Origin of the sequence: Clostridium sp. 1001275B_160808_H3, assembly GCF_015550425.1 — a bacterium.
Taxonomy (GTDB): domain Bacteria; phylum Bacillota; class Clostridia; order Clostridiales; family Clostridiaceae; genus Clostridium.
On record NZ_JADNAT010000008.1, the window covers coordinates 113,769 to 130,134 of the forward strand.

At 26.9% G+C, this 16,366-nt stretch carries 16 protein-coding genes; 4 read left to right on the top strand and 12 right to left on the bottom strand.

The annotated features are described in order from the left end of the window. Window positions 1-273: 273 nt before the first annotated feature. Window positions 274-963 carry a helix-turn-helix domain-containing protein gene (locus tag I2A75_RS07825; RefSeq protein WP_195263921.1) on the bottom strand — a complete coding sequence of 230 codons (690 nt, stop codon included), beginning with the start codon at window positions 961-963 and terminating at the stop codon, window positions 274-276. 228 nt (window positions 964-1,191) lie between these two features. Here I2A75_RS07825 and I2A75_RS07830 point away from each other — a divergent pair, with 228 nt between their 5' ends. Then, window positions 1,192-1,881: a YjjG family noncanonical pyrimidine nucleotidase gene (locus I2A75_RS07830; RefSeq protein WP_195263922.1), complete on the top strand. Its 690-nt coding sequence runs from the start codon at window positions 1,192-1,194 to the stop codon at window positions 1,879-1,881. 139 nt (window positions 1,882-2,020) lie between these two features. Then, window positions 2,021-2,671, top strand: coding sequence for a DUF305 domain-containing protein (locus tag I2A75_RS07835; RefSeq protein ID WP_195263923.1), 651 nt, complete (start codon window positions 2,021-2,023; stop codon window positions 2,669-2,671). Between the two features lie 62 nt (window positions 2,672-2,733). Here I2A75_RS07835 and I2A75_RS07840 read toward each other — a convergent pair whose 3' ends face one another. The 5 genes from I2A75_RS07840 to I2A75_RS07860 all read right to left on the bottom strand — a co-directional run bounded on the left by I2A75_RS07840 (window position 2,734) and on the right by I2A75_RS07860 (window position 7,962). Further along, window positions 2,734-3,906, bottom strand: a complete 1,173-nt coding sequence (locus I2A75_RS07840; protein ID WP_195263924.1) for a serine hydrolase domain-containing protein — start codon at window positions 3,904-3,906, stop codon at window positions 2,734-2,736. A 120-nt stretch (window positions 3,907-4,026) separates the two neighbouring features. Continuing rightward, window positions 4,027-4,569: a sigma-70 family RNA polymerase sigma factor gene (locus I2A75_RS07845; protein ID WP_195263925.1), complete on the bottom strand. Its 543-nt coding sequence runs from the start codon at window positions 4,567-4,569 to the stop codon at window positions 4,027-4,029. 22 nt (window positions 4,570-4,591) lie between these two features. After that, window positions 4,592-5,356: a hypothetical protein gene (locus I2A75_RS07850; protein WP_195263926.1), complete on the bottom strand. Its 765-nt coding sequence runs from the start codon at window positions 5,354-5,356 to the stop codon at window positions 4,592-4,594. Window positions 5,357-5,666: 310 nt separating this feature from the next. After that, complete coding sequence (locus I2A75_RS07855; RefSeq protein ID WP_195263927.1) at window positions 5,667-7,367, bottom strand: ABC-ATPase domain-containing protein; 1,701 nt, start codon at window positions 7,365-7,367, stop codon at window positions 5,667-5,669. 10 nt (window positions 7,368-7,377) lie between these two features. Beyond that, window positions 7,378-7,962, bottom strand: coding sequence for a DUF1836 domain-containing protein (locus I2A75_RS07860; RefSeq protein ID WP_195263928.1), 585 nt, complete (start codon window positions 7,960-7,962; stop codon window positions 7,378-7,380). Window positions 7,963-8,172: 210 nt separating this feature from the next. On the opposite strand from I2A75_RS07860, the gene I2A75_RS07865 reads away from it, so the two are divergent. Next, window positions 8,173-8,820 carry a hemolysin III family protein gene (locus tag I2A75_RS07865; RefSeq protein ID WP_195263929.1) on the top strand — a complete coding sequence of 216 codons (648 nt, stop codon included), beginning with the start codon at window positions 8,173-8,175 and terminating at the stop codon, window positions 8,818-8,820. Window positions 8,821-8,868: 48 nt separating this feature from the next. On the opposite strand, the gene I2A75_RS07870 is transcribed toward I2A75_RS07865, so the two are convergent. The 4 genes from I2A75_RS07870 to I2A75_RS07885 form a co-directional block, all read right to left on the bottom strand. Further along, window positions 8,869-9,633: a hypothetical protein gene (locus I2A75_RS07870; protein WP_195263930.1), complete on the bottom strand. Its 765-nt coding sequence runs from the start codon at window positions 9,631-9,633 to the stop codon at window positions 8,869-8,871. Continuing rightward, window positions 9,633-10,508, bottom strand: coding sequence for an ABC transporter ATP-binding protein (locus I2A75_RS07875; protein WP_195263931.1), 876 nt, complete (start codon window positions 10,506-10,508; stop codon window positions 9,633-9,635). The genes I2A75_RS07870 and I2A75_RS07875 overlap by 1 nt, the downstream gene beginning before the upstream one ends. Window positions 10,509-10,511: 3 nt before the next feature. Beyond that, window positions 10,512-10,874, bottom strand: a complete 363-nt coding sequence (locus tag I2A75_RS07880; protein WP_195263932.1) for a GntR family transcriptional regulator — start codon at window positions 10,872-10,874, stop codon at window positions 10,512-10,514. 217 nt (window positions 10,875-11,091) lie between these two features. Then, window positions 11,092-12,402 carry a sodium-dependent transporter gene (locus tag I2A75_RS07885; protein WP_195263933.1) on the bottom strand — a complete coding sequence of 437 codons (1,311 nt, stop codon included), beginning with the start codon at window positions 12,400-12,402 and terminating at the stop codon, window positions 11,092-11,094. A 479-nt stretch (window positions 12,403-12,881) separates the two neighbouring features. Between I2A75_RS07885 and I2A75_RS07890 the strand changes: the two genes are divergently transcribed. Beyond that, on the top strand, window positions 12,882-14,492 hold the full coding sequence (locus I2A75_RS07890; protein WP_195263934.1) for an ATP-binding cassette domain-containing protein: 1,611 nt from the start codon (window positions 12,882-12,884) through the stop codon (window positions 14,490-14,492). Between the two features lie 46 nt (window positions 14,493-14,538). Here the strand turns inward: I2A75_RS07890 and I2A75_RS07895 are convergent, their stop codons facing one another. Beyond that, window positions 14,539-14,997, bottom strand: coding sequence for a GNAT family N-acetyltransferase (locus tag I2A75_RS07895; RefSeq protein WP_195263935.1), 459 nt, complete (start codon window positions 14,995-14,997; stop codon window positions 14,539-14,541). A gap of 26 nt (window positions 14,998-15,023) precedes the next feature. Then, a complete protein-coding gene (locus tag I2A75_RS07900; protein ID WP_195263936.1) occupies window positions 15,024-16,355 on the bottom strand; it encodes an MATE family efflux transporter in 1,332 nt (443 codons plus the stop codon). Window positions 16,356-16,366: the final 11 nt, after the last annotated feature.

Below are 16,366 nucleotides of genomic sequence, written 5' to 3' on the forward strand. Positions count from 1 at the left end.
ACTATTTATATATCAAAATTTTTAAGTGCTTTCTCGATGAATAATTTTTATAAATTATTCATCTCTTACTTGAAAGCAAGCCAAATAGATTAAGTTATTTCATTTGTATCGCAACTGAAAACTATGCTTCAATTTAAAATTACTACGGTACTTTTACAATTCTAAATTAAATAATATAGCACAAGAAAAACTTGATATTCTTATTACTAAGCTTTTCTTGTTTATATATTTAAGCTTATACCCTAAATACAATTAAACTTACTTTATAAAGTATTATAATGATTTTATAAACATACTCTTTGATAATTCTCTAAGCCTTTTTTCATCTAAAATGTATATTTTTTTATTATCACATCTTATAATCGATTTTAATTCTAACTCTTTAAAAGTCCTATTTAAATGTCTATAAGTTGTACCCAAGAACTGTGAAATTTCTAGAAAAGATGAATTTAAAATTATATAATCTTTATCTTTAATATGCTCAACTAAATATGTTGCCAGTCTATTTATAAGTGGATATACAAAATTATATGAACTATTATTGATAGTTGCATAAAGTTTGTCACTTAAAGAATCTGCTAGATGCCTTACAAATTTAATATTTCCCATAAACTTCTTTCTAAGTATATCTGCTGGTACTGCTATTAAATATGCATGATCTATAGCATTAATATTACAAAGTATCTTAGTATTTTTTAATAATTCTATGTCTCCTATTGAATTAAAGCTACTATAAAATTTTAAAAACATTGATTTACCATTTTCAAAAAGATAAGATACCTTTATCTTACCATCTACAAGTAAATAATAATATTCAAGATCATCTTCTGCTCGCAATATATATTCTTCATTCTCAAAAAGATGAAGCTGAACGTATTCTATAATTTCTTCATCTAATATATTTTTTATACTATGTTTGTTTATATAATATTTCAAAAGATTTTTATCTGATATTTTTCTCATAATTTCTCCTATAATGACATATGTCATGTCGTAACCAATATAAATATTGTAGTTTAATTATAAAAGATTGTAAATTTTAAAATTATATTATATATACTTTAATTAATAACCAAAATAATTAGTATTAGTGGTATATTATTAAATATTATCTTTATTTAAATTGAATGGCGTAATTATAAAATTATATGCTATATTTTAATTATGTAAATGAATACTTGGAGGATTTTTATGAAATATGAAGTTATATTATTCGATGCAGATGAAACATTATTTGATTTTAAAAAGTCTGAAAAATATGCTTTTGAACAAGCAATTTTAGAATTTAATATAGATTATAGAGAAGATTATCACCTAAAAATTTATTCTGATATCAACGCTGCTATTTGGAAGGAATTTGAGTGTGGTCTTATTACCCAAGAAAAGTTAAAGGTTGAGAGATTTAGAAGATTATCTAACAAACTAAAAATAAAATTTGATGAAATTGCATTTTCTAAATCGTATTTAAAACATTTATCTCATTCATCATTCCTATATGGTAAAAGTGCCAACATTATAGAAACATTAAGCAAAAATTATAAACTAGCCATTATCACTAATGGTCTTTCTGATGTTCAAAGTAATAGAATAAGAAAATCTAGTATAGCTAAATACTTTGATGACATTGTAATATCAGAAGAAGTAGGTATATCAAAACCAACTCCTAAAATATTTGAAATTACTTTGAATAATTTAAATTATAATGATAAAAGTAAAGTCTTAATGGTAGGTGATAGTCTAACATCAGATATTCAAGGTGGAGTGAACTTTGGAATAGATACATGTTGGTACAACCCTAATAAAATTTTAAACAAAACTACACTTAAACCTACTTATGAAATCTCTGAATTATTAGACCTTTATGAAGTTTTAGGAAAATAAAAACATATAAAAGTCTTATATTTTTATGTATATATCAAATCTCATTTAAGTTAGTGTACTATGATGACTAATGTTACTCTTAGTATATATTTATTTTTTTATGAAATAATAACTAGGAATAAATCTTAGGAGGATATTTATGAAAATTTTACTTTTATCACTATTAATATCAACATCACTTACAAACGCTAGCTTAGTTTCACCAATTCAATATGTTTCTAGTGCTATTAATAGTTCCAACACTATTGAAGTAAAACAAGGATATAATGAAGAATATCAAACTATATTTAAAAATATGATGAATGCTATGAATGCTGCTCCTAATACTGGGAATGTTAATTTAGACTTTGTCTTAGAAATGATACCTCATCATGAGGGTGGCATAAATATGGCAAAAGCAATCGTTAAATTTAGTTCTAACCCAGAAGTTAAGAAAATTGCTGAAAATATCATTACTTCTCAAGAAGCTCAAATTCCAATTATGCAAGAGCTAAAAGCTAAATTTGAAAAAGAGAAACCTTCAAGCAAAGCGAACTCTGAGAAATATCTAGAAGAATATAATAAAGTGAAGGATAAGATGTTTAAGGAAATGCAAGATGTTGAAATAACCAACGATATTAATGCTAACTTTCTTCAAGAAATGATATATCACCATGAAGGGGCTATTGGCATTGCAAAAGATGTTTTAAAATATACAAAAGATCCTGAACTTAGAAAACTAGCTGAAAATATTGTAACTACACAAAGTAAAGGTGTTGAAGAAATGACAGCACTATTAAAAAAGTTTTAGGAATATTTGTTTTAAGAAATAGTAGATAAAATTGTGTTTAAACAATTTTATCTACTATTTTGTTATTCTAAAGTTGCATAAGTAGCCATTCTAAGCTTTCTAACAACTGGGGTAACTCCTGAATCACATCTTTGAATAAAATACATAAACACTATATTTTCCTTTTGATCCATAATAACATAGTTACCTGTCCATCCATCCCATCCAAATTCACCAAGACTTGCATTAGTAGCCGCTTCCTCTTTATCTATTAAAATACGCATTAAGGAACCATAACCATATCCCCTTACCCCATCACCTTGATAATTAACCTTTTGCTCTGAAGTCAATTTATCTTGTGCCATAAACTCTATTGTTTTACGTCCTAATATACGTTTTCCGTTATATACACCTTTATTAACCATCATCATAGCAAAATGGCTGTAATCATCAATAGTTGATACAAGTCCTGCTCCACCAGATTCAAATTCTACATCTTCTCCATAATACTCACCTAAATGACTAATATTAAATACGGAAAGTTCTCCTACTTCTTCATCCCATTTATAATTTTTTGCAAAACGATTTAGCTTATCTTTTGGTACAAAGAAACCTGTGTCCATCATATCTAATGGATTAAATAATTCTTCCTTCAAAAACTGTCCGTATTTCTTACCTGATACTACTTCTATTATTCCTCCTAATATATCCGCAGATAATCCATACATCCACTTTTCTCCTGGATGAAATAATAAAGGAACCTTTGCAATAGCTTTTATATATTCCATAGTATCAGGAGAATCTCCTCTTTTTCTTCTTTCTATGAAACCAGTAAATAATTTTTTCATTTGCCTTCCTGGTTCATGATTTTCATCTGGATATGGAATTCCAGAAGTCATATTAAGTAAGTCTTGAATGTTAACCTCTCTTTTTACAGGAACTAATTTCCCATCTGAAGTATATACCACTTGATTTAAAAACTCAGGTATGTACTTGCTTACAGGGTCCCACAAATCAATTTCTCCTCGTTCTACTAAAATCATTGTAGCTACTGCAGTAATTGGCTTAGTCATAGAATACATTCTAAAAATTGTATCTCTCTTCATTTGAATTTTATTTTCCTTATCAGCATATCCAAATGTGTTATGATACATCTCATTGCCATTATGTATAACCAATACATTTGCTCCAACAACATTTCCACTATCTACTTCATCTTTGATTAACTTATCCATGGTATCTTTATATGAAAACATAAAATCTCTCCCTTTATAGCATTTATTAATCTATCTTTTATTAAGTTAAAAATAAATATCCTATAGACCATTTTATAATCTATAGGATAAGTTATTAACCTAAAATATTTAACTACTTTATCATAAATTTTTATACTCTTTATCAATATTATTTCTAATTTTTTCTCTTCCTCTAGCTATTCTTTTATAAATTAAATCTTTACTTAACCCCAAATCTCCTGATATTTTTTCCACTGTCTCATCAAGTAAATATCTTTTTATAAAGATATTTTTATCTTCTTCTTTTAAACTCTTTAATAAATGAAAAAATCCATCATTATCTAGTTCTAAGCTATCTTCAAAAGAACCCTCTACTAACTCTTCTTTAATTTCTAATGATATATTGCTTTTCTTAATTATTCTTTTATAATCAATAGCCTTATATTTAGCTACTGATATTAAAAAATTTCTTAAACTTCCCTTTTCACTATCATAGCAATCTAAATTTCTCCAAAGACTTATTAAAATATCATTAAAGCATTCATCTATTTCATTCATTTCTACATAACTATTTAATATCTTATTTATTACTCCATAAATTAATTTTCCATAAGTGTTTATTAGCTCAGTTAAGGCTTTTTCATCTTTGTTTATTATACCTAAAACAATATCTGTATCATTCAAACTAATGTCCTCCTACCAAAAATTAATTTATACTCGAAAGATATTCGTGTATTTCTTTATAATCCGTATTTCTAATTAATAAATCATAAAATTTTCCATCACTTAATTCGATTAATAATTCTGTGTTAAGACTTCGCCTTGTAGTAAAGAAATATAAAAAAGCTATAATAGAAATCATGAATATAGTTATCCTTATAAAGTTAGATTTATCTGAAAGTATATAAGCAAATTTGGAAAATACATTTGATATTAAATATGCACAAAATACTTGGAATAGAAATTTTAGAACAACTTTAAATCGCTTTGATTTATATCTCTTTAAGTCTAAAAGTATTTTAAATCTATATTTTTTCTTTATCTCTTCTCCCATATCTATCTGTTTAATATCTTCTCTATTATATATCTTAACTCCTTGCATACTATTATGATAATTTGCATTCACTATTATAATTCTTTTGTTTGTACAAAAAATTAATCTATTAAAAGAGTAGCCATCACCAGTCATAAATGGAATTGGCATAACAACATTAACCGCTGTTGCTGCCATAAGCATATCAATATCCGTTCCCTTTATCACTTTTTCTACAACTTCATCTTTCTCTAAAATATTTTCCTCAACATAAATCCCAACTTCTCTAAGCTTATTCTTAGCAAGTTTTGTTCTAATATCACTCGTTATTTTACTTAATTTCCCATTTTCTATATCTGCAAAATTCATATACTCATTAATTTCTTCTTCTTTATAGTTAATTCCATTAAACTCCCTAAATATTTCCTTTTCCCTCATAAGAAACACTCCTATTTTTTTATTTATACTATATACGCAATTTAAGTGTTCATTTTGGACAAAATTTACAAAAACTCCTCTATTAAATTTTCTAAAGGGTATCACGAAACGTGATACCCTATCAAACCATTGATTTTACTTACTTAAATAAATTTCCAAAATTAAATGGAAATTTTTATCTATTATATATATGCCAAAAGTGAAGTTTTAATTAAAACTTCACTTTTCATCGGCTAATATCAAAATCTATTTTGATACAGCTTATTCTTATATGAGTATATAAATAGCATTTATATACTCATGATTCCTCTTATAATATAAGCTTTCTATATCTATTATACGCAGCCATAACTTCTTGTTTTCTTGGCATTGATAAGCTACCAGATCCCCCATATATCTTATCTATAGAAATTAATCCTTTTTTATTTATCTCTTCATATATATAATCAATCATTTCTTCAAAAGGTAATGATTTCTTCATCATATTATCTTCTGCCCACTTCATAATAGCACCAATTGAATTTAGTTGCTCATTATCTACTATTTGCTCAACAGATCTTAAATCTATATTTTCCTTATTTATAATAATTGAGCTTAGTCCCATAGTTTTGATTTTTACACCTTTATAAGTACTTTCTATAGTTCCTCTTTGTACTTTCCTATCAAAACTTATATTTATTTTTATATCTTTTTCTTCTATTCTTTTATTTATTTCGCCTCTCATTAATGACTTTGCTTCTTTAGTTACATCTTTTGCTTCATAATTATCCATTTGAATAACACAATCTGCTACATCAAAATAATCTCCAGAACTTCCTATTACTAAAACCGTAGAAATATCTTTTTGTTTATATAATGGCTTAACTATTTCTATAAATGGAGTTATAGGCTCCTTTTCTTTTGAAACTAATCTTTGCATTAAGTCATCTCTAATCATAAAATTAGTTGCAGATGTATCTTCATCAATTAATAATGTATTTGAACCACTTTCAATTGCTTCTATTATATTTGCTGCCTGTGATGTGCTTCCACTAGCATTTTCAGTTGTAAACTTTATTGTGTCTTTTCCATTTGGCAGATTATCTATAAACAATGATATATCTGTATTTTTAATACTTCTTCCATCTTCTGCTCTAACTTTAACAGATGTATTATCAGTTATAACAAATTCTCTTCCATCACCCTCGATATGATTATATACTCCAAGTTCTAATGAATTTAAAATGGTAGATTTCCCATGATATCCTCCACCCACTATTAGTGTTATTCCTTCTTTTATTCCCATCCCCTTTATTGAGCCTCTATTTGGCAAATTAAATTCTACCTCTAGGCCTTTAGGGGATTCAAATTTTTTAGCATTTTTTAATGGCTTTGAAGAAACTCCACTTTCTCTTGGAAGTATAGAGCCATTTGCTACAAAAGCAATTAATTTATTTTTCTTAAGGTTAGCTCTAATGTATTCTTGATCTTCTATTAATTTAACTCTATCCATAAGCTTATTTTTATTAATATTTGTGTATATTAATGTGCTTTCTACTATACTAGGAACAATATTGTATAATATCTTTTCTAATTCCTTAGCCAATACACTTCTTCCTCTAGCTGGGAATCCAACATAAAATCTTGCTTCTATATTATCTTTATTTATTATTATTGAAGTTCTTTCTAATATCTCTTGAGGACACTTGCTTATTGTAATTAACCCACTTTTTCCTGATCCAAATATCTTTTCACTATACTTGTTTATGTTTGAATAAAATAATCTAGTTATAAAATCCGAAACTGCAATTCTCTTATATTTTTTATCTAATAAATTTTCTGGGAAATTAGCTGTTTTTTTATCAATGATAACCCTAACTCTTGATGGAGATGCAAATGGATCTCCTTGAACATGGTCAATACATAAAATATAATTTTTAAAATCATATTCTCCTTGTAAATCCTTATATGCTTTATATCCTTTGCCATCTATTTTTCTTAATTCTTCTTTTAAAATGCTATAATCTCTCATAAACTACCTCTTATAACTTATTAAAATAATCATCTATTAACTTTTCACCCATTCTTCTATACATATTGCTCATATTAATAAATGAACTAAGCAGTAAAAAGTTTTTTTCAAATTCATCAGAATTTAACTTTCCTTCTTTTTCTATCATATTTTCAATGCTATTATATTTTATTTCAATGGAATTTTCTACGTCCTTTAAATCCTCACCATATTGCTTTAAATATACCTTATATAAATCTCTTATTGGATAATCTTCTTCATTTTCTAATGATGTAACTATCTTATTTAATGAACTCTTTATATCACTTATTGATAATGCTCCTTTTAAATTATAAATAAGACTCATCAAAACTAAATGTTCTTTACTATATTTTTTATTTTTTACAGACATTAAAAGTTTACCCTTAGCATAATTGTTAACCATAGTTTTAGTTAACGCCTTATCATCTTCATTTCTTTTAGTTTCATTAAACTTACTATCAAAAAGCTGCGTTACTTGATCCATATATAAATCTATCTCAGGTATCTCATCTAATGTTAATTGATTTTGCAAATTTAGTTCAGTAAACTTTTCTTTTAATTCATTAATATCCATATGTACCTCCATGTAGTTTTATAAACTACCTATTAATATATCTATATTTAAATATACTAGTATCAGCTAGATATTTCAAGGAATTTAATAAAATATATAAATTTTTCTAAAAATTTAAGGTATTATAGACTTTGACTTTTTTAATCTATATTATTAATATAATAATAACAATACGTAGTTTTTAAAACTACATATAAAGGGGTGTTTGTTTTGGAAAGGCATTTAAGAGAACCTATAAATAGCTTAACTCATTGGGTTGGCGCAATTTTATCACTATTTGCATTAATTGCAATGTTAACAAAAGGATTAATTAATAATGCATCTAATGTAGCAATTGTTTCTGTAGTTATATTTGGTATAAGCTTAATTTTACTATATAGTGTTTCAGCAACTTATCATGGCGTAATAACAAGTGAAAAAGTAATATTTAGACTTAGAAAATTAGATCATTCTATGATATTTATTTTAATAGCTGGCTCTTATGCACCATTTTGCTTAATTGCTCTTGGTGGTTCAAAAGGAACTGTATTTTTTACAACTATAGCGTCTATAGCTTTAGCTGGCATATTATTTAGAATGTTATGGTTTAATTGTCCAAGATGGTTACAAACATCTCTTTATATTGGCCTAGGATGGGCCGCTATATTTATGATTAAACCATTATCACAAGTACTTAGTCCAATAAGCTTATTTTTATTAGTACTTGGAGGCGTTCTTTACACTGTTGGTGGTGTTATATATGGAATAAAGCCTAAAAAACTTCAATTAGGTAAGTTTGGTTTTCATGAAATATTCCATATATTTATTATCTTAGGAAGCTTAAGTCACTTCATATGTGTTTTCACATATCTCATATAAATAAAAAAATGAAATCCTATTAATTAGGATTTCATTTTTTTATTTATACTATTTTTCTTTTATTCTCATTTTTCTTATTAATAAATATGCCACTGTAGCTAATACTACAGATATAATGCTAAAGGTTGAGATAGTCATATATACATTTCTAGGTAAAATCCCCAAAATATAAAATACCCATTCTCCAATTTTTCCTGTTAAATATGGAAAATTTAAGGCCATTATATAAAATCCCATATTAAATATTATAATTAGTAATATTGGGATAATTGATATTACAGTCTTCATTAATTTATTGCATTTATAATAAAGCATAGTTATTACAAACCCTAAAATAAATGCCATTAAATATACAGATGCTTGAAATAAAAACGTATTAAAAAGCGTTTCTATACTATTACTTTGAATCCAACCATTATTAGCATAATTAGAAATATTAATATAATCAGTGTATATCATGTCATAATTAGTTGGACAATTAACAAAAATGTTATATATTCTATTTAGAATTATATCTATAAATGACATCCCTATAGATATTGGAACCATTGATAATACTGTTCCATAAAAGTAACTCTTTCTAGATAAGTTATTTCCCTTTATAAAATAAAAATTTTCCTTAAACATATTTAATCCCACAACAAATATAAATATTGCAGAAGAAAGCTCTATTCCTGATGATGATACCGCTCCATCACTATTATAAGAAAGTATTGTAAGGAGAACGCATATCGAAATGAATACAAAATAAAACATTAATATTGAATTTTTTAAAGAGCTTAAATTATATTTAACTACTGATTTCACCTTCATTATTTAACTTCCTCCTCTCCTGTTAAATGAATAAACAATTTTTGAAGTTCAACTTTTGAAATTTCTAATCCTAATTCTACTATTTCCTTTTTACTTTCTTTAGTTAATCCTCCAATGATTGTAGCTTCCTTAAATCCAGCTATAGTTTCTATATTAATACAATTCTTGCCTGCTAAATATTTATCAACTTTATCAGCGGCACCCGATACTAAGTAAGCTTCTCCTAGTAAGCCTTCTACTTCTCTATCACCTAAAACTTTCCCATCTTTAATTATTATTACTTTTTCCAAAATCTCTGAAACTTCTTCTATAATATGAGTCGAAAGCACTATAGTCTTTGGCTTATCTATATAATTTGCAACTAGTTCTTTATAAAACATATCTCTATGATTTGCATCCAATCCTAAGACTGGCTCATCAAAAAGTAATATTTCAGCTCCTGATGATAAAGTTATTATTATTTTGCATATTGAAGAATATCCAGTAGATAAATCTTTAAATTTTTTATCAACATTAAGTCCAAACTTTTTGCTTAAATTTAATGCATATTCCATATCAAAATTATTATAAAACTCTTTTGTCCATTTAAATAAATCCTTAATTTTTAAACTTGGCGGGTATAAATCTTGCTCTGTCATAAAATAAATCTTATCATTCAACTTATCATTTTCTATAACATTCTCACCATCTATTGTAATTTTACCTTCAGTCGGAAATATTCTATTAGTTATAAGATTTAGTAAAGTTGTTTTTCCTGCACCATTTCTTCCTAATAATCCATATATCTTATTTTCCTCTATTGTTAATGAAATATTGTCTAAAACTCTATGATTTCCATACTCCTTAGTTAAATTAGATATTTTTATTAATGACATTAGCTACTCCCCCTTTTTAATCATTTCTATAATATCTGTAGTGGAAATATTAAGCTTTTTTGCTTCTTCAATTAATGAAACTATATAATTAGAATAAAACTTATCTTTTCTCTTTTGTATTAACTTTTCTTTGCTTCCACTTGAAACAAACATTCCAACACCTCTTCTTTTATAAATAATTCCTTCATCTACTAATAAATTAAAGCCTTTCGCTACAGTTGCTGGATTAATTTTGAATTTTACAGATATCTCTGTTGTTGATGGTATTACTTCATCTTCATTAAAAACTCCATTTAAAATTCCATCTTCTATTGATTGTGCTATTTGAATATATATAGGTATTTCACTAGAAAAATCTAAATTCATAGCTACCTCCTTTTAACTTTCTAATATAATATATGTGAATTATGTTATTTGGTTCATTACTCATGTAATTAACTATATATCTTTCGAGACCTGTTGTCAATACTTGGAAACTAAAAAAAAACCCTATAAATAGACTCTCTTTTATCAGTGTCTATTTATATAGGGTCCATTTTAATAAACATCATCTTCTTTATTGGATTTAAAATTTAATAATCTACTATATACCACCATACATTATTCCAAGTATTATAACTAATGCTGTTATAGTCGTAAAACCATACTTAGCAAATAATAAAAATTTATTTCCAACCTTCTTACTTGCCCCCATGTTTATTTCTTCTAAAACTTCTTCTTTATCTCTCATAAAATAGAAGACTATAAGTACTATCAAAGCTCCAAGTGGAGATATAACTATTGTTATAAAATCTGCAAAATTATTAAATAAATTCATATTTAAATTTAATGGTATTGCTAGTATAAATAATATAATTGATATTAAAATTGTAGCCTTTTTTCTACTTAATTTTGTTTGGGACATTAAAGCTTCTACTGGTCCTTCCAACATATTTATGGATGAGCTTACAGCTGCAAATATTACACTTAAGAAAAATAACATTGATAGTATTTGACCTGCTGGCATTGATTTAAATATAGTTGGTAGTGTTATAAATAACAATGGTGGTCCTGACATAGGATCTAAGCCAAATGCAAATACTGCTGGCATTATAACAAATGAAGCTAATAATGCAGATATAGTATCTAATATTGCTGTACTAATTGCTGATCTTGGTATATCCATATCCTTTTCTATATAACTACCATATACAACCATACCACATCCATTTAGTGATACTGTAAAAAATGCTTGTCCAAGAGCCATTACCCACGTATTAACTTTAAATAAGTATTCCCACTTAGGTGTTAATAAGTATTTAACTCCTTTCATAGCTCCTGGTAAAGTTAATGATCTAAAAGCTAATAATATAAAAATTATAAAAAGTAATGGCATTATTATCTTATTTGCCTTTTCTATTCCTTTTGTGATCCCTATAATTACTATAATTAGAGCTATAAATATAGCAATTGCATTCCATAATATAGTTTCCTTACTTCCTGCAAAATTATTAAAGAAGCTATCTATCTGTATCTTATTTATTTCTCCTGTTGTACTTAAAGTAAAATATTTAATAATCCAGCCTACAACTACGTTATAAAACATAAAAACTCCTGCCAATCCTACTGCTGGTATTGCTCCTATTAATATTCCACCTTTTTTGCCCTTTTTTTCAAATGCATATTTTATTCCTGTTAATGATCCTCCATGAGCTGATCTTCCAAAAGTAAATTCTGTAATAAGACCTATAGAACCAAGTAATAATACAAATATAAAGTATGGTATTAAAAATACTGCTCCTCCATTTTGTCCTAGCCTATATGGAAACATCCAAATGTTACCTAGCCCTACAGCTGCTCCAATGCAAGATATTATAAATCCTGCCCTACTTGTAAAATGTTCTCTTTTCTCCATAACCTACATTCCTCCTTATTTATATATAAAAAAACCACATAGTCTCTACTATGTGGTAAATAAACAGGAATAAAAAATACCACATAGCATTTATCTATGTGGTTAAATTATCTCTATAAATCTGAGCATAATTAATATTTATAACCATCATAGACACAAACCTTAAATCTTGCTTACGGCTTGCATCTATAATTACTTTATAAATACAAGTCCTATCTATAATAGCTATAATAATAATTCATATTAACTTTTATTTCTTTAAAGTTAATTCTTTTGCTCATTCTTATTCTCCCAAACTACATTTTAGTAAATATTAGCACCCTATTATATAAGTGTCAACCCCTATAAAGTACAATATTTAAATAATTTACTATGTTTCCATTAAATTTTCTAAATATTATTTGAGCATTAAATGAAAATATGTTGAGTTTATGATATAATAACGAAATGAATAATATTAGAAATGAGGTCGGTTTTTAGTGATAACTGTATCAAACGTAAGCTTAAGATTTGGTGGACGTAAGCTTTTTGAAGATGTAAATATAAAATTTACTCCTGGTAACTGTTATGGTGTTATCGGTGCCAATGGTGCTGGTAAAAGTACATTCTTAAAAATACTTTCTGGAGAAATTGAACCAAACACTGGTGATGTTTCTATCGCTCCAAATACAAGAATGTCTGTTTTAAAACAAGATCATTATGCATATGATGAGTTCGAAGTTTTACAAACAGTAATAATGGGAAATAAAAGATTATATGAAATAATGGAAGAAAAAGATGCTTTATATGCAAAACCTGATTTTTCTGATGAAGATGGTATAAGAGCTTCTGAATTAGAAGGTGAATTTGCTGATATGAACGGTTGGGAAGCTGAATCAGATGCTTCTTCATTACTTCAAGGCTTAGGAATCGGAACTGACATGCACTACAAAAAGATGTCAGAGCTAGTAGGTGGAGAAAAAGTTAAAGTTCTTTTAGCTCAAGCCTTATTCGGTAATCCTGGAATTCTAATTCTGGATGAGCCTACAAACCACTTAGATATACAATCAATTAACTGGTTAGAAGACTTCCTTTTAAGATTCGAAGGAACTGTTATCGTTGTATCCCACGATAGACACTTCTTAAATACAGTATGTACTGTAATGGCAGATGTTGATTTTGGCAAAATTAAATTATATGTTGGTAACTATGACTTCTGGTATGAATCAAGCCAATTAGCATTACAAATGGCTAAGGATCAAAACAAGAAGAAGGAAGAAAAAATTAAAGAATTACAAGACTTTATTGCAAGATTTAGTGCTAATGCTTCTAAGTCTAAGCAAGCAACTTCACGTAAGAAGTTATTAGATAAAATAACTTTAGATGATATTCAACCTTCAAGCAGAAGATATCCTTTCGTTGGATTTAAGCCTGAAAGAGAAGTTGGTAATGAAATTTTAACAGTTGAAGGCTTAACTAAGACTATTGACGGAGTTAAAGTTTTAGATAATGTTAGCTTTAGAGTTAATAAAGATGATAAAATAGCATTCATTGGAGACAATGATATCGCTATAACAACTTTATTTAAAATAATAAATGGCGAAATGGAACCAGATAGTGGAGAATTTAAATGGGGAATTACTATAACAAAATCTTACTTCCCTAAAGATAACAACGAATTCTTCGATAACTGTGACTTAAGCCTTGTAGATTGGTTAAGACAATACTCAGGTAACACTGTTGAAGAACAATCCGAATCTTATTTAAGAGGATTCTTAGGTAGAATGTTATTCTCTGGCGAAGAAGCATTAAAGAAGGCTAGCGTATTATCAGGGGGAGAAAAGGTTAGATGTATGTTATCTAGAATGATGCTTACAAATGCTAATGTATTAATGCTAGATCAACCTACAAACCACTTAGACCTTGAATCTATAACTGCTGTTAATAACGGACTTAAAGATTATAAGAGTGTTATAATGTTTGCTTCTCATGACCATCAATTTATTCAAACTATTGCTAATAGAATAATAGATATTAAAGAAGATGGATCAATAGTAGATAGAGCTATGACATATGATGAATACTTAGAGTTCTCAGGTAAGACTAAATAAAGATTTATATAAAAATAAGGGGCTGTTGAAAACAGCTCCTTATTTTTTATAGATTATTTATCATTCTAATTTCTCTATATTTTACTCCTGAAAATTCATATTCAAATACTTCTTTCTTCTCAAATCCATTTTTTTCATATAAATCTATTGCGATAATATTATCAACCTCAGCACTTGTGTAAAGATTCTGATGTCCATATTTATCTACAAAGAACTCTAAAAATTTCTGTACTGCTACTTTTCCTATTCCATTATTTTGATACTTAATATCTATCATAAATCTGCTCATTGACCATCCATTAAGTTCATCATCAAAATCATATAAAATAAAGCCTACAATATTATTATCTTTATAAATACCTAATGGATATAAATTAGGCTCATATGCTGCTTGCACTAAATAATACATATTGGAAGCAACAAATCTTTTCTGTTCTTCACTAATTTTTAATTCTATACATTCATTATAATTACTTCTATCAATTTCTCTAAATTCTATATTCATCTCTAATCTCTCCCTTAATACTATATTTATTTTTCTTCCTTAAACCCTCGTGCGTATTTTAAATATAACACAATACCAATTAATAAAGTACTAACTTCTGCTACGGGAATAGTAATCCAAACTCCTATTATTCCAAATAATCTCGGTAATAATAATATCAATGGAGTAACTATAATTAAGCCTCTCATAATAGAAATTATAAAGGATTCTTTTGCTTCATTAATTGATGCAAAAAATGATGTAGTTACAATATTTAATCCCATTATAAAGAAAGCAGTAAAATAAATTTTAATACCTTCATTTGCTATAGATAACAACTCTTGATTTCTCTCTTTGTTAAAAATATTAATTATCTCCTCAGAAAATACTATCCCTGATAGATAACAAAGAAGTCCAATACCTGTAGCTGTAATTAAAGCATACTTATATATAATTTTAATGTTCTTAGTTTTACCTTCTCCATAATTATTGCTTATTATAGGTTGTATTCCTTGTGCTATGCCAGTAAATATTGCAACTACTATCAAAGCAAGATTCGCTATTATTCCATAAGCGGCTACCCCTATATTATTAGCAATATTTAAAATTGTAAAATTAAATACTAGCATTATTACTCCTGACGAAAACTCTGTTATAAATGATGGAATTCCTAATGAAACTATATTTTTTATATAACCCATATTAATTTTGCATTTTACAAACTTAAAATTATTTGCCCTTTTAATAAAATGCATTGATAACACTATTAAACTGATTATTGGAGCAAGTCCTGTTGCAAATGCAGCTCCAAACATTCCAAGTTTAAAAGGAAATATAAATATATAATCTAAAATTATATTACTAAAACTTCCTAGAAGCATTGCTATCATAGATAGATTTGGATTATCGTCGTTTCTTACAAAGCATATTACTATATTATTTATTATAAACGCGCATGAAAACATTAAGATTGTTTTTAAATACATTCCAGCTAAAGGATTAACAAGATTATCAGCTCCAAGTATACTAGCAATATCATATGAAAAGAGTATCCCAACACCTGTTAAAATTAATCCGACCAACACTCCTAAAATAATTGCATGAGTAAAAATTTTATTTGCTTTTTTCTCATTATTCCTACCTCTATAAATAGAATATTTTGTTGCTGCCCCCATTCCAATCATTAATCCAAGTCCACTAACTAAACTATATACAGGTAAAACTAAGTTTAATGCAGTTAATCCAATGCTTCCTACTCCATTTGCTACAAAAAATGTATCTGCTAATATATAACATGAAAGTCCTATCATACTAATAACATTGAAAGATACATATTTTATAAAATCCTTTAAAATATCATTACTTAATTCTTTTCTCATAACTCTTCCCC

Excerpts from the sequence above, each read along its gene's own strand:
- I2A75_RS07855 (WP_195263927.1), bottom strand. The coding sequence starts at position 7,367 with ATGAGAGATTATAGCATTTTAAAAGAAGAATTAAGAAAAATAGATGGC.
- I2A75_RS07840 (WP_195263924.1), bottom strand. The coding sequence starts at position 3,906 with ATGTTTTCATATAAAGATACCATGGATAAGTTAATCAAAGATGAAGTA.
- I2A75_RS07870 (WP_195263930.1), bottom strand. The coding sequence starts at position 9,633 with ATGAAGGTGAAATCAGTAGTTAAATATAATTTAAGCTCTTTAAAAAAT.
- I2A75_RS07875 (WP_195263931.1), bottom strand. The coding sequence starts at position 10,508 with ATGTCATTAATAAAAATATCTAATTTAACTAAGGAGTATGGAAATCAT.
- I2A75_RS07895 (WP_195263935.1), bottom strand. The coding sequence starts at position 14,997 with ATGAATATAGAATTTAGAGAAATTGATAGAAGTAATTATAATGAATGT.
- I2A75_RS07860 (WP_195263928.1), bottom strand. The coding sequence starts at position 7,962 with ATGGATATTAATGAATTAAAAGAAAAGTTTACTGAACTAAATTTGCAA.
- I2A75_RS07900 (WP_195263936.1), bottom strand. The coding sequence starts at position 16,355 with ATGAGAAAAGAATTAAGTAATGATATTTTAAAGGATTTTATAAAATAT.
- I2A75_RS07825 (WP_195263921.1), bottom strand. The coding sequence starts at position 963 with ATGAGAAAAATATCAGATAAAAATCTTTTGAAATATTATATAAACAAA.
- I2A75_RS07880 (WP_195263932.1), bottom strand. The coding sequence starts at position 10,874 with ATGAATTTAGATTTTTCTAGTGAAATACCTATATATATTCAAATAGCA.
- I2A75_RS07885 (WP_195263933.1), bottom strand. The coding sequence starts at position 12,402 with ATGGAGAAAAGAGAACATTTTACAAGTAGGGCAGGATTTATAATATCT.
- I2A75_RS07850 (WP_195263926.1), bottom strand. The coding sequence starts at position 5,356 with ATGAGGGAAAAGGAAATATTTAGGGAGTTTAATGGAATTAACTATAAA.
- I2A75_RS07830 (WP_195263922.1), top strand. The coding sequence starts at position 1,192 with ATGAAATATGAAGTTATATTATTCGATGCAGATGAAACATTATTTGAT.
- I2A75_RS07835 (WP_195263923.1), top strand. The coding sequence starts at position 2,021 with ATGAAAATTTTACTTTTATCACTATTAATATCAACATCACTTACAAAC.